The following is a 25,546-nucleotide window of genomic DNA, read 5'->3' on the forward strand; positions in this document are numbered from 1 at the left end:
ACTCCGGTGGCACCCGCCCGCGTCACCGATCCGCGACACTGTTCCGCGTCATCGACCACGCCTGACATCCGTCCCACACATCCGTCCGACCGCTGGAGGACCCATGCCACGACTCACGACCGTGCTCCGCACCCTCGCCGTGTCCGTCGCCACGCTGATCGCCGTCACCGCGGGCACCGCCGCCGCTCCGGCACAGGCGCGGTCCGGGGACGGGCACGGGACCGGGGGCGGCGGGCCGAAGGCCCCCAAGGCGTTCGTGGCGCTGCGGGACGTCGACCCGACGATCCTCCAGGAGATGCGCTACGCCACCCCGCACAACTTCGTCGGGGTGCCCATCGACGGCTACCGGCAGCCGATCTGCCAGCTGACCCGGCCGGCCGCCGAGGCGCTGCACGCGGCTCAGTCGAAGCTCTTGCGCCGCGGATACTCGCTCAAGGTGTACGACTGCTACCGGCCGCAGCGCGCCGTCGACCACTTCGTGGCGTGGGCCAAGGACCTCGACGACCAGCGGATGAAGAGCGAGTTCTATCCGCATGTCGACAAGTCGCGGCTGTTCGAGGACGGTTACATCGCGGCCAAGTCCGGGCACAGCCGGGGCAGCACCATGGATGTGACCATCGTGCGGCTCTCCGGCGGGAGCGTCGACATGGGGACCCCGTTCGACTACTTCGACACGCTCTCGCACACCCTGGACCCGCGGATCCAGGGTGTGCAGCGGGAGAACCGCCTGCTGCTCAAGGGCACCCTCGAGGGGCTGGGGTTCGTCAATCTCGCCGAGGAGTGGTGGCACTACACATACACACCGGAGCGGTTCCCCGACACGTACTTCGACTTCCCGGTCTCCCGGCGGTCCCTGACGTCCGCGTACGTCGGCCCGTAGGACTCCAGCGCGACGGGTGCGGAGAGCGCCGCGCCGACGGCGGCCGACCAGGCGTCCGGGTCGGCGCCGGGGGTGTCCCAGACGGCCGGCCGGGCCGCCTCCAGACGGGCCGTCAACGCGGCCTGCCTCCCGAGATCGCCGGGGGCGCCGGCCGGCAGGTGTTCGACGAGCCGGCCGTCCATGCCGTAGGCGCGGGCGATCCGCAGTCCGGGACAGCGGGCGGGGGCGTCGAGGTGGGTGACGGCCAGCGCGTCCACTCCCCCGCAGACCTCGACGGCGTAGGCGTGCGCCACCGCGTCGAAGTGCCCGGTGCGGAAGGCGCCCTGCCAGCGGCCGTGACCGTTGTGCGGTTCCGGCAGTTCCCTGGCCAGTTCCGGGTCCTCGGTGACGAGCGGGCCGGGACCGTGCCGGGTGGTGTACGTGCGCACGACGCCGAGCCGCAGCGCCGTGCCCGCGCCGCCCGCCTCGGCCAGCAGCGTCTCGGCGTTGGCGAAGGTGGTGGTCGACCATGTCGTGTACGGGTGGAAGCCGTGCCACTCGTCGAGGAGGACACCCTGCGCCCCTCGAAGACGACCGGCCCGTCGGCCAGCAGCCGCGCGAGATGCCCGTCGCCGGCGAGGGTGACCGCGCGGGCGAAGGCCGCGAAGGCGTCCGCGCAGTGCTCGACGGGCGGCGCCGGCAGCCGCCCCAGCTCGTCGGACAACCGGTCGCGCAGCAGGGCGAGTTTGCGCAGCAGGCGGGGGCGGGAGACGCAGTCGCCCACCCGGGGCGCGTCCTCGGGGTGGGCGAGCGCGTAGGCCGCGGTCTCGCCGATGCCCATCCCGCACGAGCCGTGCCGCTCCCCGCCACGAGCCTGCTCGCGCAGCCGGTTGGCGGCCGCGTGGTACGGGGTGGTGAGCGCGGCGTCCCGGTCGACGGTGAGCAGCGCCAGCGGGTCCCGGACGCCGAGCGCGGCCAGGTGGTCCGCCTCGGCGGCCAGGGCGAGCGGGTCGACGAGCATGAAGCGGGACAGGTACGTGGGTGTCCCGTGCAGGGTGCCGGAGCCGAACTGGGCGAAGGTGTGGTGGCGTCCGTCGGGGGTGACGACGTTGTGCGCGGCCTGGGCGCCGCCGTTGAAGCGGACCACCGCCCGGACCGGATCCGCCGAGCAGAGCCGGTCCACGACGGCGCCCTTGCCCGCGTCCCCGTAGCCGAGGTCGACGACGATGGTGTGCATTTTCCCTCCGGGGGTCGTTCGGTCAACGGCGCGGTGGTCGTCCGGCGCGGCCCGGGTGCAAGGGGCGGGGACCCGCCGGGGTATCTCCTCGGGCGGCGAACGCTCGTGCCCGCTCGAAGGTGCGGGTCGCGTTCGTTCGCCGCCCTGCGGGGACACCCCGCCGTGCCCCCCTCCCGCGCGTCCCTGCTCAGCTCACAGGCGCGTTGTACCCGCGGCTCCACTGGTGGTCGCGCCGTCGATCAGGGGGGCGCCGGCGGCCGGGCCTGCGGCGCGGTCCCGGCCGATCGCGGCGAGGGCCTTGCCGACCGAGGCGCCCGCGTCCGAGCCGACGTCGTCGAGGTCGGCGAGCCCCTCCGCGAGGTCGATGGCCTCCTCGCCGAGGCCGATGGTGAGCGCGATCGTCTCGCAGACCGCGCCCAGGTCGTCGAGTTCGATGACGTTCTGGCCCAGCAGCTTGCGCCACAGGCCGAGGACTTCGGTGTTGCCGACGTACGAGGACCCGGCCGGGAGAATGTAGTACACGTCGAACTTCCGGCGCAGCTCGGCGATGATCGCGGTGATCGGGATGTCCTCCCGCAGGTCGTCGCCGATGACGTCGCGGACCTCGCGGGCCTTGACCTTGCCGTACGGCATCTCGTCGCCGATGAGGAACAGGTAGCCGCGCCGGCCGCGCTTCTCGTGGCAGTCGATGGAGGTGTGCCGGGCCATCGCGTACATGGCGAGCTCGTACGATTCGGTCATCTGCCCGCCACCGCCGCCCTCCAGCAGGATGTTGCCGAGGTCGTCGTCCATCCGGTTGTCGGACTCGAACTGGCCGAGCTGCAGCGGCACCCGGTCGCAGGTGGCGTCGCCGACCGCGCCGAAGAGGATCTGCGGGTGCTCGACGTAGCCCTTGCGGAGCAGCAGCCCGAACAGCTCGGGCAGTTTGGTCTGCAGCGTCTGCGGGACGGAGCGCATCGAGCCGGTCACGTCGAAGAGCACCGAGATGGCGACCGAGGCGGGGTGCTCCGCCGAGTCGCGGCTCTCGCGGACGGTGAGGTCCTTCGGGTCGAGGGACGGGTGCGCCGTCCAGGAGCCGCGCGGGGCGGACGAGGTGACGTGGTCGCTGTACGCGAAGGCACCGGCGCCGGATGCGGCGCGGTAGCGTGCGGCGGCGTCGTAGACGTTGGTCGACCAGCTTCCGCTGCCCATGGTGTTCCCCCTTGTTGATGTGCGTTGATGCGTTCAGGTGTGCTGGCTCGGGTGTGGTTGTCGGTTTGTCGCTATGCGGCCGGCATCGTGAACGGGCGGAAGGTGCGCGGCCCGTAGAGCCGGTCCAGGAGCTCGTCCAGCTCGGCGAGCAGCCGCCACGCGTCGTGCGGCCGGCCCGCCTCACCCGGGAGCGTGCAGCCGCGGATGAAGGCGGCGAGCGGCTTCGGGGTGCGCTCCCCCATCAGGTGTTCCATGCAGCGCGCCGCGAGGTGGAGGTCGGTGGCTTCGGTGACCGGCCTGCGGCCGGGGATCTCGGGCGGGTAGCGGTCGCGGTGCCGCTCGATGAGGACCGGCGCCGTGGTGCCGGTCGCGGTCGCGTAGCACCAGTCGACGAGCACCAGCCCGTGCAGCCCGGGGTGGATGAGGACGTGTTCGGGGAAGACCGCGCAGTGCACCAGCCGGGCCCGGTGCGCCCAGCCGAGGGCGACCAGCAGCCTGCGCCACATCCAGACGGCGTCCAGCGGGTCGAGGCCTCCGGGGTACGCGGCGGCGACCTCGGCGAGGCTGTGGAAGCCGTCCAGCGGTTCGAGCGCGTTGACCCGGCGCTCGGTGCCGCCGGTGTCGCGGTGCCGGAACGTCTCGATCAGCCGCGGGGCGTAGGCGCGGTGGCGCGGTTCCGCCTCGGTGTCGAGGCGGGTCAGCACGGCGGCCTCGTGCTCGATCAGATCGTTGTCGTACGGCTGCAGCGGGATCTTCAGCAGCGCGTCGTGCCGGGTCCCGTCGGCCCGCCGGTACGAGGCGCGGCGCAGTACGGCGAGGTCGCCGGTGGCCTGCGGGTCGCCGAGCAGGTACGTGTGCCGGCGGGTGGTGACGGTGAGGGGTGCGGGGTCCCCGGCGTCGAGGTACTCCCGCCACTGGTCGGTCAGAGTCAGGAAGGCGGCGGAGGCCTCCGGCCGGCGGCCGGGCGGCGCGGTGTCGGGGTGCAGCAGCCGGGCGAGCCTGCGGTGCAGCCGGGTGGCGGCCGCCCGGTCCTCGGGGAAGCCGTGGCGCAGGGCGGCCAGTGCCTGGTCGAAGCTGTGGACGGCGCCGCTGGTGACGGTCATCGCACGGTCTCCTCGCGGTCCGGGCGCAGCAGGGCGGGGTGCAGGAGGCGGGCGTCGCCCGCGCGGTAGAGCCGGGCGCGGGGGCCGCCGCGGACGCTGCCGTGGGTGGCCGTGCCTCCGGTGGACTCGACGAAGCCGGGGACCGAGAGCACCTTGCGGTGGAAGTTGCCCGCGTGCAGGGTCGCGCCCCAGACGGCTTCGTAGACGGCGCGCAGTTCGGAGATGGTGAATTCCTCGCCGAGGAAGGCGGTGGCCAGCGGCGTGTACTCGATCTTCGAGCGCGCGCGGTCGAGGCCGTCGGCGAGGATTCCGGCGTGGTCGAAGGCCAGCTCCGGGGCTACGGGCCGGCGGCCGGGACCACCCCCGTGGGCCCCGGACCACCGGCCCTGTTCGTTGGGACGCGGGTCCGCGGCGTCCGGTTGCCATCCGGGTTCAAGTTCCGCGACGGAGATCCAGGCGGCCGCCGCGGCGTCGCTGCCGGCCTTCGCGTCCGGGAGATCGGGAGCGAAGGCGAGGTGCGCGACGGAGACCACGTGCATCCGCGGGTCGCGCTCGGGGCGGCCGTACGAACCGAGCTGTTCGAGGTGCACCCGGCCGAGTCCGTCGGCGGCGTCGAGGCCGGTCTCCTCGGCGAGTTCCCTGGCCGCGGCCTCGCCGAGCGATTCGCGTCCGGCCCGGACGAAGCCGCCGGGCAGCGCCCAGGCGCCCTCGAACGGCGGCCCACCCCGGCGGACCAGCAGCACATGGAGGGCGCCTTCGCGCAGCGTCAGGGCGACCACGTCGACGGTGACGGCGATCGGGTCGAAGGCGCGCGGGTCGTAGGCGGCGAGGAAGCGGTCCTCCTCCTGCTGCGGTGCCATGGCTGCCCCTCGTCGAGTTCTTCTCACATTGAGTAATTCTCTGTTCGAGAAGAACTTAGCACCGCCCTCTGACGACGTCCAGGGGATTCGGGGCCTGTCGGCCGGGCGGGGCGCGGGGTTAGCGTGCGGGCATGACACAGCGGACCTTCGCAACGTTCGAGGATTTCTGGCCCTACTACGTGGCGATGCACTCCCGGTCCGCCACTCGCTGGGTGCACCTGACCGGGACGCTGACCGGACTGGCGATCAGCGCGTACGGACTGGCCCGGGGGCGCCGGCGGTATCTCGCGGCGCTGCCGCTGATCGGCTACGGCACGGCGTGGCCGGCGCACTTCCTGATCGAGAAGAACAACCCGGCCTCGTTCGGCCACCCCGCCTGGTCGCTGCGCGGCGACGCGAAGATGATCGCGACGATGCTGGCCGGCCGGGACGCGGAACTGGGCGACATCGCCGCGAAGTGGCTCGCGGAGCAGCCGCAGGACTGACCCGGCCGCCCACACCTTCCGGGACCGGGCCCAGCGCCCCGGCCCCGGTCCCGCCATTCCCTCTCCCGCCCTGCCGTGGCAGACTTCTGACGAACCGTCAGATTAAAAGGGGAGGCGGCACGTGGCGCGAGCGCGCAAACCTGTGGTGGCCGGCTGGTTCACGGAGGCCGGACCGCACACGGACGACGGACCGGCCGCCGAGGACACCGGCGCCGGCTTCCGGCTGATCGGCACCCGCTGCCAGGACTGCGGCTCGGTGTTCTTCCCCCGGGAGGACACCTTCTGCCGCAACCCGGCCTGCTCCGGCACCACGCTGGAGGAGACCCCGCTGTCCCGTCGCGGCCGCGTCTGGTCGTACACCGACGGGCGCTACCGGCCGCCCGCGCCCTATGTCTCCGACCCCGCCCGCGAGTGGGAGCCGTACGTCCTGGTCGCCGTCGAACTCGCCGCGGAGCGCATGGTGGTGCTCGGCCAGGCCGCCCCGGGCACCGCCCTGGCGGACCTCGCCGTCGGCATGGAGGTCGAACTCGTCCCCGGCGTGCTCAACGAGGACGACGAGACGACCTGGACCACCTGGCACTGGCAGCCCCTGGGAGGCAACCGATGACGGACGACGTGGCAGTGCTCGGCGCGGGCATGCACCCATGGGGCAAGTGGGGCCGGTCCTTCACCGAGTACGGCGTCGCCGCCGCCCGCGCGGCCCTCGCCGACGCCGGGCTGGCCTGGACCGACATCCAGCTCGTGGTCGGCGCGGACACCGTGCGCGGCGGCTACCCCGGCTATGTCGCCGGTGCCACCTTCGCCCAGGCGCTGGGCTGGCAGGGCGCCCGCGTCACCAGCGTGTACGCCGCCTGCGCGTCGGGCGCGCAGGCCGTCAACGCCGCGCGCGCCCAGATCCTGGCCGGGATGGCGGACGTCGCCCTGGTGATCGGCGCGGACGCCGCACCCAAGGGCTTCTTCGCCCCCGCCGGCGGCAACCGCCCCGACGACCCGGACTGGCTGCGCTTCCGTGTGCTGGGGGCCACCAACCCCACGTACTTCGGCCTCTACGCGCGCCGCCGCATGGCCCTGCACGGCGACACCCTGGAGGACTTCGCGCAGGTCAAGGTGAAGAACTCGGCAGCGGGCGCCGCCAACCCCAACGCCCGCTACCGCAAGGCCGTCTCGGCCGGCGAGGTGGCCGCCTCCGCGGTCGTCGCGGATCCACTGCGGCTGCTCGACATCTGTGCGACCTCCGACGGGGCCGCCGCGGTCGTGCTCTCCAGCATGGAGTTCGCCCGGCGGCACACCACGGATCCGGTGCGGATCCGCGCGGTCTCCACCGTCACCCCGTCCTATCCCAAGACCGTGCTGGACCTGCCGGACTTCGCCACCGACTCGGCGGCCGCGGTGGAGCCGCCCGCCCTGGGGCTGCGGGCGTCCATCGCGGCGGCCGCGTACGAGGAGGCGGGGATCGGCCCGTCGGAACTGGACCTGGCCGAGGTCTACGACCTGTCCACCGCCCTGGAACTCCAGTGGTACGAGGACCTGGCGCTGTGCGCGCCCGGTGAGGGCGCCAAACTGCTGCGGGACGGGGCGACCGCGCTCGGCGGCCGCATCCCGGTCAACACCAGTGGCGGACTGGCCTCGTTCGGCGAGGCGGTACCGGCTCAGGCCATCGCCCAGGTCTGCGAGCTGACCTGGCAGCTGCGCGGCCTGGCCGGGGACCGGCAGGTGCCGGGCGCCCGGGTCGGGATCACCGCCAACCAGGGATTGTTCGGCCACGGCTCCTCGGTGGTGGCCGTGCGGTGAACCGCTCGCGGCCTTGACGCTCCATCACACCAGGTGAACACTTCCGGTGGTGCGCAGGCCCGCGGGAGGTCCCTTTCCACCGCTGGTGATGTCGCGCGCGCTCTTCGGATGGCACAAGCCCGGTCAGTGCAGCCCGCACGAAGGAGCCCGCCATGCATTCCAACGGAGACGTCTTCCTGGGCGAGATCATCGGTACCGCGATCCTCATCCTGTTCGGCGCCGGGGTCTGCGCGGCGGTCACCCTCAAGCACTCCAAGGCGAGAGCCTCCGGCTGGATCGTCATCGCCTTCGGCTGGGGCTTCGGGGTCCTCGCCGGGGCGTACACCGCCGGTCCGCTGTCCGGCGGCCATCTCAACCCGGCCGTCACCCTCGGCATCGCCATCGACACCGGCCAGTGGGACCAGGCCCCGTACTACCTCGCCGGACAGCTGATCGGCGCGATGGCCGGCGCGGCCCTGGCCTGGCTGGCCTACTACGGCCAGTTCGCCGCCAACACCGGCCAGGACGAGGAACCGCTGGGCACCCTGGGGATCTTCTCGACCGTCCCCGAGATCCGCGTCCCCTGGCAGAACCTCGTCACCGAGGTGATCGCCACCATGGGACTCGTGCTGCCGGTGCTCGCCATCCCCGGCAACAAGGGCCTGGGCGAATCCGGCACCACCACGCTGATCGTCGCCCTGCTGGTCGTCGGGATCGGGCTCTCGCTCGGCGGACCCACCGGATACGCCATCAACCCGGCCCGCGACCTGGGCCCGCGCATCGTCCACGCACTGCTGCCCATCCCCAACAAGGGCACGTCCGACTGGGGTTACGCCTGGGTGCCGGTCGCCGGTCCGCTGATCGGCGGCGCGCTCTCGGGGGCCCTCTACAACGCCGCGTTCTAAGGGAAGCCGTCATGAGCGACGAGTCCGTCACGTACGTAGCCGCCATCGACCAGGGCACGACCTCCAGCCGCTGCATCGTCTTCGACACCGACGGCTCCATCGTCGCCGTCGACCAGCGCGAGCACCGTCAGATCTTTCCCCGGCCCGGCTGGGTGGAGCACGACGCCACCGAGATCTGGTCCAAGGTGCAGGCGGTGGTGGCGGGCGCGCTCGCCAAGGCCGGGCTGCGCGCGGACCAGCTCAGCGCGCTGGGCATCACCAACCAGCGGGAGACCACCGTGCTGTGGGACCGGGCCACCGGCCGGCCCGTGCACAACGCGATCGTCTGGCAGGACACCCGCACCGCCGCGCTCTGCGACGAACTCGGCGGCCAGCACGGCCAGGACCGCTTCCGCGAGCTGACCGGCCTGCCGCTGGCCAGCTACTTCTCCGGACCGAAGGCGGCCTGGCTGCTGGACAGCGTGCCGGGCCTGCGGCGGCGCGCCGAGAACGGCGAGATCGCCTTCGGCACCATCGACTCCTGGCTGATCTGGAATCTGACCGGCGGTGTCAACGGCGGCGTCCACGTCACCGACGTCACCAACGCCTCGCGCACCCTGCTGATGAACCTGGAAACGCTGCAGTGGGAGCCGTCGATCCTCAGCGCGATGAACATCCCCGAGGCGATCCTGCCGGAGATACGGTCCTCCTCCGAGGTCTACGGGACCGCCGTCGGGCAGCTGGCCGGGGTGCCGGTGGCCGCCGCGCTCGGCGACCAGCAGTCGGCCGTCTTCGGGCAGACCTGCTACGAACCCGGCGAGGCCAAGAACACCTACGGCACCGGCAGTTTCCTGCTCCTCAACACCGGCACCCGGCCGGTGCCCTCCAAGAACGGCCTGATCACCACCGTGGGCTACCAGCTCGGCGGGGAGCCGCCGGTGTACTGCCTGGAGGGCTCGATCGCGATCACCGGCGCGCTGGTCCAGTGGTTCCGCGACCAGCTCGGCATCATCCGCTCCGCCGACGAGATCGAACCGCTGGCCGCGAGCGTCGCGGACAACGGCGGCGCGTACATCGTGCCCGCCTTCTCCGGCCTGTTCGCCCCGTACTGGCGCTCCGACGCGCGCGGCGTGATCACCGGTCTGACCCGTTACGTCACCAAGGCGCACCTGGCGCGGGCGGTGCTGGAGGCGACCAGCTGGCAGACCCGCGAGGTCGTCGACGCGATGTACCAGGACTCCGGGGTGCGGATCACCTCACTGCGGGTGGACGGCGGCATGACCGTCAACAACCTGCTGATGCAGCACCAGGCGGACGTCCTGGGGGTGCCGGTGATCCGGCCGGTGGTCGCCGAGACGACGTGTCTGGGCGCCGCCTACGCGGCCGGCCTCGCCACCGGGGTCTGGCCGGACCTGGACACGCTCAAGGCGCACTGGAAGCGCGACACGGAGTGGACCCCGGGCATGGACGAGCCGACCCGGGAGCGCGAGTACCGGCGGTGGAAGAAGGCCGTCGAGCGCAGCTTCGGCTGGCAGGACGAGGACGGCCAGGACGACCGGCCCTAGGGTCTGTCGTTTGGATCTCCGTGGGGGAAGGAGCGGTGTCCGGTGCGTGCAGCTGCAAGGCGGAGGAGGGAGGCGACGCGGAGCGTCGTCGACCGTCGACAACGCGGCAGATGTGCGTGCTGGACACCGCGACGCCGCGGAGATCCAGACGACAGGCCCTAGGCCTCAGGCATCAGGTGGCGGCGGGCTCCCGGCGGTCCGCCGCCACCTTCGCGGCATGCTCGACCACGGTGATCAGCACCTCCTTGGCGGAGGCCCGGTCCCGCGCGTCGCACATCACGACCGGTACGTGCGGGTCGAGGTCCAGCGCGTCGCGGACCGTCTCCGTCGCGTGCTGGGTCGCGCCGTCGAAGACGTTCACGGCCACCGTGAAGGGGATGCCGCGCCGTTCGAAGTAGTCGACGGCGGCGAAGCAGTCCTCCAGGCGGCGGGTGTCGGCCAGCACGACCGCGCCCAGCGCGCCCTGCGCCAGCTCGTCCCACAGGAACCAGAAGCGGTCCTGTCCCGGCGTGCCGAACAGGTACAGCACCAGGTCCTCGCGGAGCGTGATCCGCCCGAAGTCCATGGCGACGGTGGTCGTGCTCTTGGCCTCGACACCGTGGATGTCGTCGACCGGCCGGCCGGCCTCGCTGAGCGGTTCCTCGGTGCGCAGCGGCCTGATCTCGCTGACCGCACCCACCAACGTCGTTTTGCCGACCCCGAAACCGCCCGCGACCAGCAGCTTGAGCGCTACCGGATCGGGGGCGGACCTGCGGCGTCGGTCAGAGCGCCCGAAGCCCATTGATCACCTCTCGAAGAATGCTCTCGTCCACCAGTTCAGCCGGCGGAACAGGCATGCTGACGTGGACGAGTTCCGCGTCCAGCAGGTCGCCGACGAGCACGCGCACCACGCCCACCGGCAGATCGAGGTCGGCCGCCAGCTCGGCGACCGAGGTCGCCATCAGCTGACAGCGGTCGACGATGTCGAGGTGCTCGGGCGACAGGGTGTGGTCGCCCTCGGCCGCGCCGTCCTCGCCGTCCGGCTCGGTCATCACCAGGGCGATGAGGTCGAGCCGGCCTTCGGCGGCGTGGCTGGTGCGGCCGCGTGTCATCGCGTACGGACGCACCACCGGGCCGGCGGCGTCGTCGTACCATCGGTCCTTTTCTGAAGTCATCTCACCCCGTACCCGTCCTCAGGTCATGCCGTCAGCCGCTGAGCGCCGCGCCGCTGTCGGTGCGGGGCGCGGTGCCCAGGTGGGCGCCGACCCGCTTGACGAGCAGCGCCATCTCGTACGCCACCTGCCCGACGTCGGAGTCGGCGTCGGTCAGGACGGCGAGACAGCTGCCGTCGCCGGCCGCGGTCACGAACAGGAAGGCTTCGTCCAGTTCCACCATGGTCTGCCGGACCCCGCCCGCGTCGAAGTGCCGGCCGACGCCCTTGGCCAGGCTGTGGAAGCCGGAGGCGACGGCGGCGAGGTGTTCCGAGTCCTCGCGGGTCAGTCCGTCCGAAGCGCCGATCGCCAGGCCGTCGCCGGAGAGCACCAGGGCCTTGCGGATGCTGGCCACGCGGGTGACCAGGTCGTCAAGGAGCCAGCTCAGCTCGCGTGTCGGGCTCGATGGTGCGGTCATCGACCGTTCCCCTCAGGAGTCGTTCTCGGTGCTGTGTGTTCGTCGCCCGGGCCGTGCGGGCCGACGCTGTCTTCTGCGATGTCGTGTTCGCGCCCGCGCTGCCAGCCGCGCTGCAGCGCGGCCATCCGGTCCCGCACCTCGTCGGCGGTGCGTTCGCGCGGTGCCCCGGCGCCGGGCCGCGCCGCGGTCCCGGTGTCCTGCGACGCGGATTCGACGCGTAGCTGCGGGGCGAGGTTGGCCTGCCGGACGCGCTTCGGCAGCAGGGCCGCCGTCGGTCCCGACGGGCCGGACGGCTCCGCGGAGCGGGCCGCGGGGACGGTCGGCGGCGCGACCGGCCGGCCGCGGTCCGAGACCAGGACCGGGGCGGTACGGCGGCGGCGCGGCAACGGCAGCGGGTCGCCGCCGGCGCCGCCGGAACCGGGGCCGGCGGGGTCCGGGGCCGTGTCCGGCACCTGGGCGTGCTCCCTGCCGTTCTCGCTCCCGGCGGTCTCGAGTCCCCACTGCCGGAAGGAGAGTTCGGTTCCGGTCGAATCCATGTCGATCTCCTCCGCCCCGAGGATCCCGCCGAGGCGGGTCGCTCCGGTGTCCTCACCGGCATCGGTGAGCAGCGTGGCCGGGATGAGGACGACCGCTGTGGTGCCCCCGTACGGCGACAGGCGCAGGGAGACACGTACGCCGTGCCGCTGCGCGAGCCGGCTGACGACGAAGAGGCCGAGGCGGTCGGTGTCGGACAGTTCGAACTCGGGGGTCTCGGCGAGCCGCAGGTTCGCTTCCAGCAGCGCGTCCGGGGTGAGGCCGAGGCCGCGGTCGTCGATCTCCAGGACGAAGCCGTTGGCGACGTGCTCGCCGTGCACCCGGACCGCGGTGTGCGGCGGGGAGAACACGGCGGCGTTCTCGATGAGTTCGGCGACCAGGTGCGTCACGTCGGCGACGGCCGAGCCGGCCACCGCCAGCCTGGGCAGCCTGCGGACCTCGATGCGCTCGTAGTCCTCGACCTCGGCGACCGCCGCGCGCACCACGTCCATGAGCTGGATGGGCTTGCGCCACTGCCGGGAGGGCGCGGCGCCGGAGAGGATCACCAGGCCTTCGGCGTGCCGCCGCATACGGGTGGTCATGTGGTCGAGCCGGAAGAGGTCGGCGAGTTCCTCGGTGTCCTCGGTGCGCCGCTCCATGGCGTCCAGCAGGGTGAGCTGGCGGTGCAGCAGGACCTGGCTGCGGCGGGCGAGGTTGACGAAGACGTCGGAGACGCCGCGCCGCATGTCGGACTGGCGGACGGCCGCCTCGACGGCGGCGCGCTGCAGGGTGTTGAGGGCCTTGCCCACCTGCCCGACCTCGTCGTCGGTGTACTCCAGCCGCGGCACCTCGGTCTCGACGTCGACCTTCTCGCCTGCGGCGAGCCGCCGCATGACGCGCGGCAGCCGGGTGCCGGAGACTTCCTGGGCCTCCTTGCGCAGCCCGGACAGGTCGCGGATCAGGCTGCGGCCGATGCGTACCGAGACGAAGAGCGAGGCGAAGACGGCGATCAGGCCGAGGCCGCCCGCGACGGCCGCCATGATCAGCAGCTTGAGGGCGTAGGGCTCGGCGCGCTTCTTGTGCAGGTCGCCCGCCTGGACGCCGATCCGGTCGAGGTCGCCCAGCGCGGTGGTCGCGGTGCCGAGCCAGGAGGCCCGGTCGGCGGCCCGCGGCGCGGCGGCGGCGCCCGCGGCGATCACGGAGTCCTCCGCGGTGCGCAGCGCCTTGCCGTTGGCGCCCCGCCAGTACTCGTCGTAGAGCGTCCGCTCGTCCTCGGGAAGGAGCTTGAGGTTGTCGTCGTAGTAGGCCCGCTGCTCGGCGACGGCGAAGGTGAAGGAGCGCAGCTCCTCCGGGCTCATCCGGCCGGCGCTGATGGTCGCGGCCATCAGCGCGTCCTCGCGGCTGATCGCGTCGCGGGCCCGGGTGACCGCGATGAGGGCGCGGCCCTGCTTGTCGATCTCGACGTTGTTCAGCGGGTTGAGCGAGTCGAGGAAGTCGTAGCAGGGGTCGACCATCGTGTTGTAGGCGCCGAAGGCGTCGTTACGGGTGATGGTCTGGCCGTCGACCTTGGCGCGCAGCGCGGGCAGGTCCTCGAACCCCTGTGTCACGGCGTCCAGTCGGAGCTTGGCGTCGCCGCTGAGGTCGTCCCTGACGCCCGAGTCGAACGCGTTGGAGCGCAACCGGGCGAGCATCTTGTCGGTGGCCTGTTCCTGCTTGGCCAGCCCGGCCTTGAAGTCCGACCGGCGGGGGTCGGCCAGATACAGGATGGCGGCGCGCCGCTCCTGCTGCAGGGCCTGGACCGCGTCCTCGGTCGGGTAGCCGACGTCGTTGACGATGTGCTCGATGTCCAGCAGACCCCAGACCTCGCGGCCGGTGAGCGTGGCGGCGAATGCCCAGATGGCTGTGAGCGACACCAGCGGAATCAGCAGCAGCGCCACGATCTTCCGGCGGATCGTCGTACCGCGAAAGCGCATGGCCTCCCCAACGTCAGCCCCGTTCGGGGGGTGTTCGATCGCATGGAATCTGCGCGAGCCTACTACTGCCTCACACGTAACTCGAAAGCCAGTCCGGTGGCTGGAGTACGTCGGCCAGATTCGACGATGGCTCGTTTTCGGGTTTAATCCGGGCAACCCGGATGGCAAGGTGGTGCGGGACACCCCGGTTCGGGCGCGATGCACCGTTGCGGCGAGTGGCTGGAAAGGTACTGCGGAATGTCGAGGGCGATTTGCGGGCAGTCACCTTCCATGGACACAGAACCCCTCTCCCTGTGGGTCGAAGATCCCGTCGGTACCCCGCGGATGGCTGATCCTGTCCGGGCCGCTGCCGTCCGTGCCGTGATGATCGCGTCCGTGACCCTCATAGAAGCAGTGATCACCACACTGCTGACCTTCGGCGGGTCCTGGTTCTCCGCACCGGCCATGATCTTCACCGTGGTCAGCACGATCGTGGCCACCTGGGCGGTGCTGGACGTGTGGGTGACCCGGCAGGTGTGGAACCAGCGCAACGGCGTGGTCTCCAGCCCGAGCAGCGCCGCGCGGGCGCTGCGCCGGGAGCGCCGCAGGGCACGGCGCAAGGAGCGGACCGCGGCGAAGCCGAAGCCGCGCGGGCACATACCCCGGTCGCTGTCGCGGGCCTGAACGGGCCGTGCCGCGGCCGCTGAACCGGCCGTGAAGGGCCCCCGAGGCCGGATCCGGACCCTGGACCCGGCCACCGGTCCCCCGCTCCCGCCCCGCCCCGTCCCGTCCCGGGTACGGCTACCGGGGCTGCGGCTGCGCCTCCTGCGACGAGGCCTCCCGCGACTGCGGTTGCGGTCGCGGCAGTTCCGGCGGGCGGCGGAACATCCGGGTGGCCGTGATCTCCCCGTGCACCGTCTCACTGCCGGTGTCCTGGACGGGCAGACCCGGCCGCAGATGCTCCTCGACGGTGATGTACTTCAGCCCGGCGCGCAGGTCCGCGTCGTTGCGCAGCCGGACGACCAGCGGGAACTCGGCGAGCGCCGTGGTGTCGAACAGACCGGTGGTGTAGATCAGCTGGACGCCCAGGGCGTCGGCGACCGCCCGCTGCAGCTCCAGCAGATACGTCGCGTTGGCCCGGCCGATGGGGTTGTCCAGGAAGAGCGTGCCGGCGTGCCGGTGCCGGTCGCGGCCCCGGTCGTTGCTGCGCAGCGCCGCCATCGTGCAGTACAGCGCGATGGCCGCGGTGAGCAGCTGCCCGCCGGAGAACACATCGCCCATCTGACCCACCGGGACGCGCTCCGCGCGCAGTACGGCGTCCGGCTTGAGGATCTCCACGGAGATCCCCTTCGGCTGGAGCGCCGCCGCGACGCCGCGCAGCAGCAGGGACATCCCGTCCCTGCGCAGGTCGGAGTTCTTGCGGACGGCGGAGCTCGTCGCCTCGTCGATGACCTCGCCGAGGCGCTCGGTGAGCGCCGCGTGGTCCGGGTCCTCGAAGCGGATCCGCAGGAACTCCTGCCCGGACCAGTCGCCCAGCCCCTCGGGGAGGCGGGAGAGCCGCTGGGCGGAGCGCAGGGTGGCGAGCGAGGACTCGACGAGGCCGCGCAGCCGGTCCACGATGCTGCCGCGGTTGCGCTCCAACTGCTCCATCTCGTCGGTCAGCACCCGCAGCCGCGGCGCGAACGCCACCGCCCAGGCCGCCGCGTGCTCGGGCAGTCCGGCCGCCGGAAGTTCGCGGATCTGCTGCCGGGCCGGGGTCCTGACCTGCTCGAACCGGGCGGCGTTGGCATGGCGGACGAGGATGTCGGACGCCTCGCGCAGCTGCGATTCGGCCGCCGAGAGGTCGGTGGCGCAGCCGCGCAGGCTCCGGCGGACCTCGGCGGAGACCGTACGGGCCTCCTCCAGGGTGCCCGCGTAGGGCTCCGGCTCCGGTTCGGCCTCCTCGTGGGTCGCCGGGCCGTCCCTGAGCAGATCGCGCAGCAGCGCGGCCAGTTCGTCGAAGCCGCCGGCCGCGTCCTCCGCGGCCCGGTGCGCGCGCACCAGGTCCGCGTGCGCGCCCCGGGCCTCGTCCAGCGCCTCGGTGCGCGCGGCGAGCTCGCCGTTGGCGCCGCGCAGCAGCTCCTGGGCGTGCCCGGCGTCGCGCGGCAGCAGTTCGGCGGGCAGCTCGGTGTGCGACTCCCCGGTGGCGGGGGCGAGCCGCTCGGATTCGCCGCGCAGCCGGCCCAGCTGCTCGCTGGCCGCCGAGGCACGGGCCTCGATGGTCTGGACGAGCTGCTCGGCGCGGGCCGCGGCGGCCTGCCGGGACGGGCCGTCGGCGCCGTCGGAACCCTCCAGGAGCTGGGCGGCGCGGCTGCGGACCTTGTTGGTCAGCCGGTCCAGTTCGGTGAGGGCCGAGCTCTCGGTGCTCTCCGCGCGGGCCTGTTCGGCGCGCAGGTCCGCGCCGACGCCGACCTGCTCGTACAGCTGCGAGGCCGCACGGTAGGCCTCGCGCAGCGCCGGGAGCGATTCGCCGGAGGGCGGCGCCGTCTCCCGCGCTGGCTCGTCGGGCGCGCCCGCGATCTCGGACCGCTCGGCGCGCAGCACCCGGGCGGTGCGGCGGGCGTCGTCCGCGCCGCGCTGGGCGGCCCTGCGGTCCTCGTCGGCCGCCTGGGCCAGCGCGAGACAGGTCTCGGCGCGGGCCTCGGCCTCGGACGCGTCCTCGGTCAGTTCCCGGGTACGGCGCTGCCAGTTGGCCCGTTCGCGCAGCCGGTGGGCCAGCCCGGCCAGCAGGTCCGCGCGGCGCCGGGCCTGCTGCGCCGCGTCCTGGCGCGCGTCGCGCTCCCTGGCCGCCTCGGCCGACACCTCGTCCGCCTCGGCGCGCCGGGCGCGCACCTCGGTCAGTTCCGCGCGGGCCGCCGCCACGGCCTCCACGGCCGCTTCCGCGGCCGCCGCGAGTTGGCCGAGCTGACCCTGCGGGCAGCCGGACCGCCAGGACGCGAGCCGCGCGGCCAGCGTCCGGTCATGGCCGAGCCGGGCGGCCAGCGCGCGGATCTCGGCCTCCCGGGCGCTCGCCCGGGTCCGCAGCTCCTGGCGTTCGCCGTCGGCCGCCAGTTCGTCGTGCATCGCCGGGTTCGGCGGTACGAGGAACACATCGGACGCGTCGCCGCCCGAGGGGGTCGGTGCGAGCAGGGCGGCGGCGGTGCCCACCGCCACGGTCGAGCGCGGCAGCAGGGCCGCCTGCGCGAGGACCTCGCGGGCCCGGCGGTACGTCTCCGGGTCGGTGACGACGACGCCGTCCACCAGCTCCGGGCGCGCCGACAGCACGGCGGTGTGGTCCGCGGGGTCCACGGCCTGCGCGAGGTAGCGCCAGCCGGGCAGCGCGGGAATGCCGTGCTCGCCCAGGTACTCCACGGTGGCCAGCACGTCAGGGCCGGGCGGCAGCAGACCGCCGTCACCGAGCGCCGCCAGGATCCGCGCGTCGTCGGCGGCCGTCGTGCGCAGGTCGAACAGCTGGCGCTCGGCGGCCGCGACGGTGCCGTCCAGCAGCTCGCGCAGCGGTTCGGCGAACGCGTCCAGCTCCATGGCGCCCAGCGGGCCGGCGTCGGGCCGGTGCGGTGCGGCGGGCGCGGCTTCGGGGCGGTGCCGGTCGCCGGCGGCGGCCGCCGAGCCGCGGGGGCCGGGGATGGCATCCCGGGTGACGGACCCGGCCGCGGGCGGGCCCGGCAGGCTGAGGAGTTCGGACAGCCGCGGTTCCGCCGCGAGGGCCTCGGCGACGCGGAAGTCGGCGGAGTGGGCGGCCTCGGCGGCCGCCAGGGCGTCCGCGGCGCGGGCGGCGGCCAGTTCCACCCGGGACTCGGCCGCGGCGGCCTCACGGGCGTGCTCCGCGGCCTGACGAGACGTCTCCCGGGCGGTCTCGGCGCCGGCGGCGGCGACCCGCTCGGCGTCGGAGGCCTCCAGGGCGGCGCGGGCCGGGTCGGCGTCAGGGGCGGAGTCGTCGAGCCAGCCGGCGCTGACGGCCTCGGCCGTCTCCTGCGCGACCTCGGCGAGCCGCTGCCCGAGGTGGCCGGCCTCGCTGCGGGACCGCTGGGCCTCGGTGGCCGCGGCGGTGGCGTCCCGGTGGGCGGCCATCGACTGCTCCTGGAGGGCGGCGGAGCGCTCCTCCTCCCGGTCCGCCTGCTGGTCGGCGCCGTCCGCCGCCGCGTGCAGCGCGCGCACCAGGTCGCCGGCGGCCAGCGTGCGGGCGGCCAGCGCGGGAGCCGCGTCACGTTCGGCCTCCTGGATGGCCGCGCTGACCCGGGCCAGCCGGTCACCGGCGGCGCGGTGCCGCAGCACCGTCTCGGCCGCCTGCCAGGCGGAGTGCAGCGTGCGCGCCTCGTTGAGTTCGCGGCGCAGTCCCGCCGCTCCCTTGTCGGACGCGGCGAGGGCCAGCGAGGCGTGCCGGTAGGCGAGTTCGGCGGCCACCAGGGCGCCGCGGCCGCGGGCCCGGTCGGCGTCGGTGACGGCCTGGGCGGCCCGGTCGGTGTTCTGCGCGAGCTCCGCGCCGCGGCCGCGCTCTTCGCGGGCACGCGCGGACAGCCGGCGCGCCAGGGCGCGGGTGCGGCGCTCGGACTGGGTGTGGATGCCGCGCGCCAGTTCACGGGCGCTGGCGTGCTCGACGATCCGCTCCAGCAGCTCCAGCGAGCCGGCGGTGAAGTCGCGTTCCGCGGTGAGTTCGGCGCGGCGGCCGAGCTTGCCGGCGAAGCTGTGGACGAGGTCCGCGAGTCCGTCGGTGTCCCGGGTGTCGGTGACGGCGCGCAGCAGCAGGTCGGCGAAGTCGGAGTCGTGCCGGACGGCGAAGAGCCCGGCCGCCTCGCCCTCGTCGGCGTTCATCTCCCGCTGGTAGCGGAAGAGCTCCGGGTCCAGACCGATCTCACCGAGGTGTTCGTTCCACCGGTCGTGGATCTCCTCCCACACCACGTCCAGGTGCGGGTAGAACTTGCCGGCCTCGGTGAGGGCGTCGCGGAAGCCCTTCATGGTGCGGCGGCGGCCCGTCGCGCCCGAGGCGCCCTCGGCGGGCGGCCGGACGGCGGTGGACTCGGCGACCGGGAGCGAGTCCAGGCTGAGCCCGGGGCCGGGGCGGAACGAGTACCAGGCCTCGGCGAACTTGCGCGGGTCGGAGGAGACCTGGCGGCCGCGCCACTCGCTGACCTTGCCCACGACCACCAGCTCGCCGGTGACGGTGTGCTGCCACTCCAGCGCCACGTGCCCGCAGTCGTCGGCCAGCAGGAACTTGCGGAGCACGCCCGAGCTGGCCCCGCCGAGGGTGTTGCGGTGGCCGGGCAGCATCACCGAGAAGATCAGCTTGAGCAGGACGGACTTGCCGCCGCCGTTCTCCAGGAACAGGACGCCCGCGGGGGCGGGGCGGCGCAGCGGGCCGGTCGGCTCGTCCTGGAAGAACTCGGCCTGGGCGGGCGCGGGCTGCGGTACGGGCGCGCCGACACCCCGCAGGTCCAGGACGGTGTCTGCGTACCGCGCACCGGCGGGGCCGATGGAGTACAGGCGGAGCCGGGACAGCTCGTACATGGCGGCGGACTCTCGTTATCTGCGCGGGTGGGCGCGCGGGTGGGTGCGGCTCAGGAGTGGCTGTGCTGGTCTTCTTGGCTGTACCGGCTCTCGCGGCCGGGGCTCCGGTGACCGTCGTTCCGGTGGCTGTCGCCCCGGTGGCTGTCGCTCTCGTGGAACGGCAGGCCGGCCTCGGCCACGAGGTCCAGCTCCCCGGTGTCGTCGGGCGGCAGCAGGGTCGCGGAACCGTCGCTCACCGGGACGACGCCCAGCTCCAGGAGTTCCGCCATGGCCGCGCTGCCCGCCATGTCCCGGACCTGCAGCTGGTACCGGGCCGTGGTGCGGAACGTGCCGCCCGCGTCGTCCCCGGTGCGCTGCAGGAAGCCGGAGTCGACGAGGAAGGCGACCGCCTTGCCGACGATGCCGGTGGTGGAACCGGCCAGCCGCCGGGCGTCCTTGGTCGCGCCGGTGGCGCTGCGGCGCGTCCAGACCCGCCAGGCCGCTTCCAGGCCGGGCGCGTCGCTGGCCGGGTCGGTGTTCTCGCCCTGCTCCTCGGCGCGCTCCTCCAGCCGGCGGCAGGCCTGGCGGACGAACCCGTCGATGCCGTTGACGGTGATCCGGCCGATGTAGCCGTCATCCGCGAGGTCCTCGGGGCGGGGGAACGCCATGGTGGCGGTGGCCAGGTGCGCCAGGCCGTGCAGGAAGCGGTCGGCGGCGTCGGACGCGGCCCGCCGCGAGTACTCGCCCATCCGGACCGCGAACACCGAGTCCTCGGCGGCGGCCACGGCCATCCCGGCGCGCGGCGACACCTCCAGGACGATCAGGCCCAGCCCGGCGGCGACGGCGTCCGCGAGGCGGGCGAAGGCCGGCTCCTCGCGGTGTCTGCGGATCAGTTCCGCGTACTCCGCGTCACGGGCGGGCAGCAGTTTGGGCTGCAGCCCGTAGGCGACCAGCCGGGCGGCGTCCGCCGCGTCGGCCGCGGTGACGGGTGACGGGGCGCCGGATCGCGCGGCCGGCGCGGCATCGCCGTACGCGGCCGGCGGCGCGGTCTCGGCGTCGCGGTACTCGGTCACGGGTGGATCTCCTCGGGGCGGACGGCGGATGGCTGCTCGGGGGCGCTGGTGGGTGCGGCGGCTGTCATGCGATCTCCGAACGGGCCGCGGCCATGCCGGCCGTGTCGAGCCGGGCGGTGCCCACGATCAGGTCGGCGCCGCCGAACTCCGGATCCGTCAGCTCCTCGCCGTCGTCGACGGAGAACAGCAGCCGCGGCTCGCCCTGCCGGTAGGCGGTGCCGACCGGCGGGCTGGCGGCGTGCACCGCCAGCAGGGCGACGAGGTAGGGCAGTTCGGGGTCACGGCGGCGGGCGTCGGCGAGCAGCCCGGACAGCCGGCGCGGCGCGTCGTCCGGCAGGTCCAGCAGTTCCAGCGCGCTCTCCAGCTGCTCCTCGGTGAAGCGGCTGTCGGCGGGGGTGGCCACCAGGTCCGGTTCCGGCATCGCCGCGCCCAGGTGCTCGCGTTCGGTGGGCGGGGTGAGCAGCACGTCCACCAGGTCGCAGATCCGCACCGCGGGCGGGGTGCGCAGGCCTGCGCCCCGGGCGAAGAAGGCGTCGGTGACCCGGGACGCCTGCTCGACGGGGAGCGGCAGGACGGGCGCGACCAGCTGCCCGTACAGATCGAGCCCGGCCCGGGCGGGCGCCGAGGCGAACGCCTGCCGGTCCTGTTCCGCGCGGAACAGCGGCCCGGCCTCCAGCAGCCGGGACTGCAGCTGGGTGTGGCGGCGGATGCAGTCCTTGACGATGTCGACGAGCTCGGCGGCCCGCCGTTTGTGCTCGGGGTCCTCCGCCTCGTCCCGCGCCTTGCGGATGTTGGTGAGGATCGCGTTCTCGTGCCGGTACCGGTCGGCGACGTGGTCGAGCGCCTCGGCGATCATGTCCGGGACGGCGCGCAGCCAGTCCACCGCCCGGACGTTGCGCCGGGTCGCCTCCAGGGCGCGGCGCAGCGTCTCCGCGTACTGCACGGTGCGGTAGCGGGCCTGCTCGGCGGCGAGCTGGGCGTCCGCCAGCCGTCCCCGGCTGATCAGCACCTCGAGCTTGACCTCGGCGGCGATCTGGGCGCTGGTGACGTCCGTGTCGAGCGCGCCGACCAGGACGTTGACCGCCTCGTCGGTGGTGCGCAGGTACACACCGCCGCCGGGGCCCGGCACCTCCTCGATCAGCTTGAAGTCGTAGTCGCGGCGGACGTACGCGCCGTCCGGGCCGAAGGTGCCGTAGACCGCGCGGAAGCCGCGGTCCACGCTGCCGACGTTGATCAGGTTCTCCAGGACCCAACGGGCCACCCGCTCGTGCTCCTCGACGGGCCGGCGCGGTGACTGGGCGGCGACCCGGGGCAGCAGCCTGGTCACTATCTGCTCCGGGTCCGCGCCGGTGTCGAAGTCCATGTTGAGCGTGACCATGTCGATGGCGGACAGCGCCACCTCCGCCATCGCGTACACCGAGTACTCACCGGCCAGGTTCGCCTTGCGCACGTCCAGGTCGTGCAGCGGCGCGGTGCACGCGAGCGCCTTGAGGCGGCGGGCCAGGCCCTCGTCGGCGGCCGGGCCCGGAGCGGGGCGGGGCGCGCCCGTCGTCGGGTACGGGGTGGTTACGGTCACGACGCACACATTAGGCGGTGCCACCGACATCGAACGAAACGGCACGGATCACCCGCCCGGCCACAAGTCACCCGTAGCAGAGCCGTTCCCGATGCAGCACCATGGCGGACATGGTCATCGATCTCAACGCGGATCTCGGCGAGGGCTTCGGCCGGTGGACCCTCACCGACGACGACGCGCTGCTCTCCGTCGTCACCAGCGCCAACGTCGCGTGCGGCTTCCATGCGGGCGATCCGGTCACGATGCGGCGGGTCTGCGCGCTCGCCGCCGAGCGCGGCGTACGGATCGGCGCGCAGGTCTCCTACCGGGACCTGGCCGGTTTCGGGCGGCGCGCCATGGACGTGCCGCCGGACGAGCTGGCCGCCGAAGTCGCCTACCAGATCGGCGCCCTGGACGTGTTCGCGCGGGCGGCGGGCTCACGGGTCTCGTACGTCAAGCCGCACGGCGCGCTCTACAACCGGACGGTCGGCGACGCGGCGCAGGCGGCGGCCGTGGTGGCGGGCGTCCTGCTGGCCGGCGGGCCGGACGGCGGGCTGCCGGTGCTGGGGCTGCCCGGCTCCGAGCTGCTGGCCGCGGCGGGGAAGGCCGGTCTGACGGCGGTGGCCGAGGCGTTCGCCGACCGGGCCTACACCGAGCGGGGCACCCTCGTGCCGCGCGGCGAGGCGGGCGCGGTGCTCCAGGACGCCGACGCCGTCGTCGCGCAGGCCCTGGCGGTCGCCCGTGACGGACAGGTCGTCGCGGCCGGCGGCCGGCGGATCGCCGCCGGCGCGCGGTCGCTGTGCCTGCACGGCGACACGCCCGGCGCGGCGGACCTCGCGCGGCGGGTGCGGCGCGAACTCCAGGACGCGGGCGTCTCGTTGCGGCCCTTCGCGTGAGGACGCTCCCGGTGGGGGAACGGGCGCTGCTGGTGGAGCTGGACGCGGACGGCGAGGTCGGCGCGTTCCACGCCGAGCTGCTGCGGCGGCGGGCGGCCGGGACGCTGCCGAAGGTGCGCGAGATCGTGCCCGCGGCCCGCACGGTCCTGCTCGACGGCCTGGACGACCCGCGCGCGCTCGCCGTGGAACTGGCCACGTGGACCGTCCCGCCGCTCACGGCGGAGGCGGGGGCGGAGACGGAGATCCGGGTGCGGTACGACGGGCCCGATCTGGTGGAGGTCGCCGGGCTGTGGGGGGTGCGGCCCGAGGAGGTCCCGGAGATCATCGGCGGCCTCGTCTTCCGGGTGGCGTTCTGCGGCTTCGCTCCCGGTTTCGGGTACTTGACAGGGCTCCCCGAGCACCGGCACCTACCGCGCCGGGCCACCCCCCGCACTTCGGTTCCCGCCGGTTCGCTGGCACTGGCCGGGCCGTACGCGGGCGTCTACCCCCGTTCCTCCCCCGGCGGCTGGCAGCTGATCGGCACCACCGACGCCGTCCTGTGGGACCCGCGGCGCGAGCCGGCGGCACTGCTGGCCCCCGGCACTCAGGTGCATTTCACCCGGGACGCGTCATGACACAGCACGAGGGGCGCGGCATGACGCGGGGGTCGGTGCGGGTGGTGCGGGCCGGTGCGCTGACGACCGTGCAGGACCTCGGGCGGCCGGGCCACGCTCACCTCGGTGTGCCGCGTTCCGGGGCGCTCGACCCGCCCGCGCACCGCCGGGCCAACCGGCTGGTCGGCAACCCGGACGGGGCCGCGACCCTGGAGACCACCGTCAACGGCTGCGCGGTGCGGACGGACCGCCCCGTCGTCGCGGCCGTCACCGGTGCGCCCTGCGCGGTCCGGATCGACGGCCGCCCCGCCCCCTGGGGCGCCGCGGTCCTGGTGCCGGCCGGCGCCGTCCTGGAACTCGGCGCCGCCGAGGGCGGGCTGCGCTGCTATCTGGCGCTCGCGGGCGGCGTCGACGTCGGGCCGGTGCTCGGCAGCCGCTCCGCCGACCTGCTCTCGGGGCTCGGCCCGCCGCCGCTGTCGGAGCACGACACGCTCCCGCTGGGCGCGCCCGGCGGCCGGTCCCGTGACGCCGACACGATCCCGTGGCCCGCCCCGCCGGCCGAACTCGTCCTGCCCCTCGTGCTCGGGCCGCGCGACGACTGGTTCGCCGAGGACGCGCCACGGCTGCTGGCGGCCGGCGCGTACACCGTCTCCGCCGCCTCCAACCGCATCGGGCTGCGCACCGAAGGCCCGGCGCTGCGGCGGGCGTTCGACGGCGAGCTGCCCAGCGAGGGGATGGTGCTGGGCGCCGTCCAGGTGCCGCCCGACGGCCGCCCCGTCGTCTTCCTGGCCGACCACCCCACCACCGGCGGCTATCCCGTCATCGGCGTCGTGCCGGAGCCGCGGCTCGCCGCGGCGGCGCAGGCCGTCCCCGGCACGCCCGTACGGTTCCTCCCGGTGCGCGGGCGCGGGTTCGGGCGCGGCTAAGGCATGCCGGACAGGCCCTGGTCGAGCAGGGCGAGGGCCCGGGTGGTCAGGTCGTGGACCCGGGTGTCCAGGATGTGGGTGGTGCCGGCCGCCCGGTGGCGGCATTCCGCGGCGGCGAGCCGGAGGAGTCCGGGGAGCAGATCCGTACAGCGGTCCGCGATCCACTGAGTGCCGCGGGTCGCCATCCACCAGGCGCCCGCCGCCCGCGAGGGGCCGGGACCGGCGGGGTCGGGGTGCGGGGGCTCGCCGGCGGCGAGGCCGTGCACGGTGAGCAGGGCGTGGAACTCGCCGGCCAGCAGCCGGTGCCCGAGTTCGCTGGGGTGCAGGCGGTCCGCGCTCCACGCGGCACGGTCCGCCGTCCACGGCCGGTCTGCCGCGTGCAGATGGAGTGCGCCGTGCCGTTGCGACAGGACGTGCACCACGTCATTGACCGCCCGCATCCGGCGGGCGAGCGGACGGGCCAGCGGCCAGGGCAGTCCGATGGCGCGGCCCGGGTCGGGGAGACAGGCCGTCAGAACGCCGGAGCCGTCGGCCCGCAGCGCGCCCATGACGACATCGAGGCGCCGGGCGACGACGGTGATGTCGAACGACCCGCGCAGGGTGTCGTTGGCCCCGACCAGGACGGACGCCAGATGCGGCCGGAAGCGCAGCGCGTCGTCGAGCTGCCGCCCCGCCACGTCGGAGGTGAGCGCGCCGCTGTGGGCGCAGTTGAGCAGTTCCACGTCGCGGGGTCCGGCCCCCAGCCCCGGCGCGAGCAGCGCCGCCCAGCCGCGCCACCGCCCGTCGGGGCCCGGGTCGCCGAGTCCCTCGGTCAGCGAGTCGCCCAGCGCGGCGAAGCGGATCGCCGGCGGGTGCCCGTCCGCCGGGCGTCCGGCCCGCGGGTGGTCGTGCCGGCCGCCCGGCCGGGGGCCGGGTGCCAGGACGGGGGCGCTCACCGGGTCTCCCCCGCGCCCCGG

The 25,546-nt window shown here is 74.1% G+C and carries 21 protein-coding genes and 2 pseudogenes; 10 read left to right on the forward strand and 13 right to left on the reverse strand.

Annotated elements, in window-relative coordinates; all coding sequences use genetic code 11:
* Positions 1-103: 103 nt before the first annotated feature.
* Positions 104-880, forward strand: a complete 777-nt coding sequence (locus LNW72_RS07645) for a M15 family metallopeptidase (protein ID WP_250974702.1) — start codon at positions 104-106, stop codon at positions 878-880.
* Here LNW72_RS07645 and LNW72_RS07650 read toward each other — a convergent pair.
* From LNW72_RS07650 to LNW72_RS07670, 5 genes and pseudogenes are all read right to left on the reverse strand, one after another.
* Positions 790-1,635, reverse strand: coding sequence for an adenylosuccinate synthetase (locus LNW72_RS07650; RefSeq protein ID WP_250980050.1), 846 nt, complete (start codon positions 1,633-1,635; stop codon positions 790-792). The genes LNW72_RS07645 and LNW72_RS07650 overlap by 91 nt on opposite strands.
* Positions 1,563-2,096: pseudogene (locus LNW72_RS07655) on the reverse strand (adenylosuccinate synthetase); the annotation flags it as partial. The pseudogene LNW72_RS07655 and the gene LNW72_RS07650, both read right to left, overlap by 73 nt.
* 192 nt (positions 2,097-2,288) lie before the next feature.
* Positions 2,289-3,287 carry a hypothetical protein gene (locus tag LNW72_RS07660; RefSeq protein WP_250974703.1) on the reverse strand — a complete coding sequence of 333 codons (999 nt, stop codon included), beginning with the start codon at positions 3,285-3,287 and terminating at the stop codon, positions 2,289-2,291.
* 71 nt (positions 3,288-3,358) lie between these two features.
* Positions 3,359-4,390, reverse strand: coding sequence for a molecular chaperone DnaJ (locus LNW72_RS07665; protein WP_250974704.1), 1,032 nt, complete (start codon positions 4,388-4,390; stop codon positions 3,359-3,361).
* Positions 4,387-5,250 (reverse strand): NUDIX domain-containing protein, encoded by an 864-nt coding sequence (locus LNW72_RS07670; protein WP_250974705.1) that lies wholly within the window; start codon positions 5,248-5,250, stop codon positions 4,387-4,389. The genes LNW72_RS07665 and LNW72_RS07670 overlap by 4 nt, the downstream gene beginning before the upstream one ends.
* A 131-nt stretch (positions 5,251-5,381) precedes the next feature.
* Between LNW72_RS07670 and LNW72_RS07675 the strand changes: the two genes are divergently transcribed.
* From LNW72_RS07675 to glpK, 5 genes are all read left to right on the forward strand, one after another.
* Positions 5,382-5,735, forward strand: a complete 354-nt coding sequence (locus tag LNW72_RS07675) for a DUF962 domain-containing protein (RefSeq protein ID WP_250974706.1) — start codon at positions 5,382-5,384, stop codon at positions 5,733-5,735.
* Between the two features lie 121 nt (positions 5,736-5,856).
* Positions 5,857-6,342: a Zn-ribbon domain-containing OB-fold protein gene (locus tag LNW72_RS07680; protein ID WP_250974707.1), complete on the forward strand. Its 486-nt coding sequence runs from the start codon at positions 5,857-5,859 to the stop codon at positions 6,340-6,342.
* The gene (locus tag LNW72_RS07685; RefSeq protein WP_250974708.1) at positions 6,339-7,526 is read left to right on the forward strand and encodes a lipid-transfer protein; all 1,188 of its coding nucleotides are present in this window, start codon (positions 6,339-6,341) and stop codon (positions 7,524-7,526) included. Before LNW72_RS07680 ends, LNW72_RS07685 begins: the two co-directional genes overlap by 4 nt.
* A gap of 152 nt (positions 7,527-7,678) precedes the next feature.
* On the forward strand, positions 7,679-8,410 hold the full coding sequence (locus LNW72_RS07690; protein ID WP_250974709.1) for an MIP/aquaporin family protein: 732 nt from the start codon (positions 7,679-7,681) through the stop codon (positions 8,408-8,410).
* Between the two features lie 11 nt (positions 8,411-8,421).
* On the forward strand, positions 8,422-9,954 hold the full coding sequence (gene glpK, locus LNW72_RS07695) for a glycerol kinase GlpK (protein WP_250974710.1): 1,533 nt from the start codon (positions 8,422-8,424) through the stop codon (positions 9,952-9,954).
* A 172-nt stretch (positions 9,955-10,126) separates the two neighbouring features.
* On the opposite strand, the gene LNW72_RS07700 is transcribed toward glpK, so the two are convergent.
* The 4 genes from LNW72_RS07700 to LNW72_RS07715 are packed head-to-tail and all read right to left on the reverse strand — an operon-like array spanning position 10,127 to position 14,048.
* Positions 10,127-10,735: an ATP/GTP-binding protein gene (locus LNW72_RS07700; protein WP_138357787.1), complete on the reverse strand. Its 609-nt coding sequence runs from the start codon at positions 10,733-10,735 to the stop codon at positions 10,127-10,129.
* Positions 10,716-11,108, reverse strand: coding sequence for a DUF742 domain-containing protein (locus tag LNW72_RS07705; protein ID WP_250974711.1), 393 nt, complete (start codon positions 11,106-11,108; stop codon positions 10,716-10,718). Before LNW72_RS07705 ends, LNW72_RS07700 begins: the two co-directional genes overlap by 20 nt.
* A gap of 31 nt (positions 11,109-11,139) precedes the next feature.
* Positions 11,140-11,562 carry a roadblock/LC7 domain-containing protein gene (locus tag LNW72_RS07710; protein WP_250974712.1) on the reverse strand — a complete coding sequence of 141 codons (423 nt, stop codon included), beginning with the start codon at positions 11,560-11,562 and terminating at the stop codon, positions 11,140-11,142.
* A complete protein-coding gene (locus LNW72_RS07715; protein ID WP_250974713.1) occupies positions 11,559-14,048 on the reverse strand; it encodes a nitrate- and nitrite sensing domain-containing protein in 2,490 nt (829 codons plus the stop codon). Before LNW72_RS07715 ends, LNW72_RS07710 begins: the two co-directional genes overlap by 4 nt.
* A 375-nt stretch (positions 14,049-14,423) precedes the next feature.
* Here LNW72_RS07715 and LNW72_RS07720 point away from each other — a divergent pair, with 375 nt between their 5' ends.
* Positions 14,424-14,711 (forward strand): hypothetical protein, encoded by a 288-nt coding sequence (locus tag LNW72_RS07720; RefSeq protein ID WP_374117169.1) that lies wholly within the window; start codon positions 14,424-14,426, stop codon positions 14,709-14,711.
* Positions 14,712-14,828: 117 nt separating this feature from the next.
* Here LNW72_RS07720 and LNW72_RS07725 read toward each other — a convergent pair whose 3' ends face one another.
* The 3 genes and pseudogenes from LNW72_RS07725 to LNW72_RS07735 form a co-directional block, all read right to left on the reverse strand.
* Complete coding sequence (locus LNW72_RS07725) at positions 14,829-19,568, reverse strand: hypothetical protein (RefSeq protein ID WP_250974714.1); 4,740 nt, start codon at positions 19,566-19,568, stop codon at positions 14,829-14,831.
* A gap of 152 nt (positions 19,569-19,720) precedes the next feature.
* A pseudogene (locus LNW72_RS07730) lies at positions 19,721-20,620 on the reverse strand (hypothetical protein); the annotation flags it as partial.
* Between the two features lie 64 nt (positions 20,621-20,684).
* Positions 20,685-22,226 carry a hypothetical protein gene (locus LNW72_RS07735; RefSeq protein ID WP_285369421.1) on the reverse strand — a complete coding sequence of 514 codons (1,542 nt, stop codon included), beginning with the start codon at positions 22,224-22,226 and terminating at the stop codon, positions 20,685-20,687.
* Positions 22,227-22,297: 71 nt separating this feature from the next.
* Here LNW72_RS07735 and LNW72_RS07740 point away from each other — a divergent pair, with 71 nt between their 5' ends.
* From LNW72_RS07740 to LNW72_RS07750, 3 genes are read left to right on the forward strand one after another with little or no spacing between them, the layout of a single operon-like run.
* Positions 22,298-23,071 carry a 5-oxoprolinase subunit PxpA gene (locus LNW72_RS07740; protein WP_250974717.1) on the forward strand — a complete coding sequence of 258 codons (774 nt, stop codon included), beginning with the start codon at positions 22,298-22,300 and terminating at the stop codon, positions 23,069-23,071.
* Complete coding sequence (locus tag LNW72_RS07745) at positions 23,068-23,685, forward strand: allophanate hydrolase subunit 1 (RefSeq protein ID WP_250974718.1); 618 nt, start codon at positions 23,068-23,070, stop codon at positions 23,683-23,685. Before LNW72_RS07740 ends, LNW72_RS07745 begins: the two co-directional genes overlap by 4 nt.
* 20 nt (positions 23,686-23,705) lie before the next feature.
* The gene (locus LNW72_RS07750) at positions 23,706-24,590 is read left to right on the forward strand and encodes a biotin-dependent carboxyltransferase family protein (RefSeq protein ID WP_250980051.1); all 885 of its coding nucleotides are present in this window, start codon (positions 23,706-23,708) and stop codon (positions 24,588-24,590) included.
* Here the strand turns inward: LNW72_RS07750 and LNW72_RS07755 are convergent.
* Positions 24,587-25,525 (reverse strand): SGNH/GDSL hydrolase family protein, encoded by a 939-nt coding sequence (locus LNW72_RS07755; protein ID WP_374117170.1) that lies wholly within the window; start codon positions 25,523-25,525, stop codon positions 24,587-24,589. The two genes, LNW72_RS07750 and LNW72_RS07755, sit on opposite strands and share 4 nt — an antisense overlap.
* Between the last annotated feature and the right edge of the window lie 21 nt (positions 25,526-25,546).

This window comes from Streptomyces sp. RKAG293 (genome assembly GCF_023701745.1).
In the GTDB taxonomy this organism is placed as follows: Bacteria; Actinomycetota; Actinomycetes; order Streptomycetales; family Streptomycetaceae; genus Actinacidiphila.

What these genes read in the sequence shown, in the direction of transcription:
- LNW72_RS07645 (WP_250974702.1), top strand. Translation starts at nt 104, where the DNA reads ATGCCACGACTCACGACCGTGCTCCGCACCCTCGCCGTGTCCGTCGCC.
- LNW72_RS07660 (WP_250974703.1), bottom strand. Translation starts at nt 3,287, where the DNA reads ATGGGCAGCGGAAGCTGGTCGACCAACGTCTACGACGCCGCCGCACGC.
- LNW72_RS07665 (WP_250974704.1), bottom strand. Translation starts at nt 4,390, where the DNA reads ATGACCGTCACCAGCGGCGCCGTCCACAGCTTCGACCAGGCACTGGCC.
- LNW72_RS07670 (WP_250974705.1), bottom strand. Translation starts at nt 5,250, where the DNA reads ATGGCACCGCAGCAGGAGGAGGACCGCTTCCTCGCCGCCTACGACCCG.
- LNW72_RS07675 (WP_250974706.1), top strand. Translation starts at nt 5,382, where the DNA reads ATGACACAGCGGACCTTCGCAACGTTCGAGGATTTCTGGCCCTACTAC.
- LNW72_RS07685 (WP_250974708.1), top strand. Translation starts at nt 6,339, where the DNA reads ATGACGGACGACGTGGCAGTGCTCGGCGCGGGCATGCACCCATGGGGC.
- LNW72_RS07690 (WP_250974709.1), top strand. Translation starts at nt 7,679, where the DNA reads ATGCATTCCAACGGAGACGTCTTCCTGGGCGAGATCATCGGTACCGCG.
- glpK (WP_250974710.1), top strand. Translation starts at nt 8,422, where the DNA reads ATGAGCGACGAGTCCGTCACGTACGTAGCCGCCATCGACCAGGGCACG.
- LNW72_RS07700 (WP_138357787.1), bottom strand. Translation starts at nt 10,735, where the DNA reads ATGGGCTTCGGGCGCTCTGACCGACGCCGCAGGTCCGCCCCCGATCCG.
- LNW72_RS07705 (WP_250974711.1), bottom strand. Translation starts at nt 11,108, where the DNA reads ATGACTTCAGAAAAGGACCGATGGTACGACGACGCCGCCGGCCCGGTG.
- LNW72_RS07710 (WP_250974712.1), bottom strand. Translation starts at nt 11,562, where the DNA reads ATGACCGCACCATCGAGCCCGACACGCGAGCTGAGCTGGCTCCTTGAC.
- LNW72_RS07715 (WP_250974713.1), bottom strand. Translation starts at nt 14,048, where the DNA reads ATGCGCTTTCGCGGTACGACGATCCGCCGGAAGATCGTGGCGCTGCTG.
- LNW72_RS07725 (WP_250974714.1), bottom strand. Translation starts at nt 19,568, where the DNA reads ATGTACGAGCTGTCCCGGCTCCGCCTGTACTCCATCGGCCCCGCCGGT.
- LNW72_RS07735 (WP_285369421.1), bottom strand. Translation starts at nt 22,226, where the DNA reads ATGTCGGTGGCACCGCCTAATGTGTGCGTCGTGACCGTAACCACCCCG.
- LNW72_RS07740 (WP_250974717.1), top strand. Translation starts at nt 22,298, where the DNA reads ATGGCGGACATGGTCATCGATCTCAACGCGGATCTCGGCGAGGGCTTC.
- LNW72_RS07750 (WP_250980051.1), top strand. Translation starts at nt 23,706, where the DNA reads ATGACGCGGGGGTCGGTGCGGGTGGTGCGGGCCGGTGCGCTGACGACC.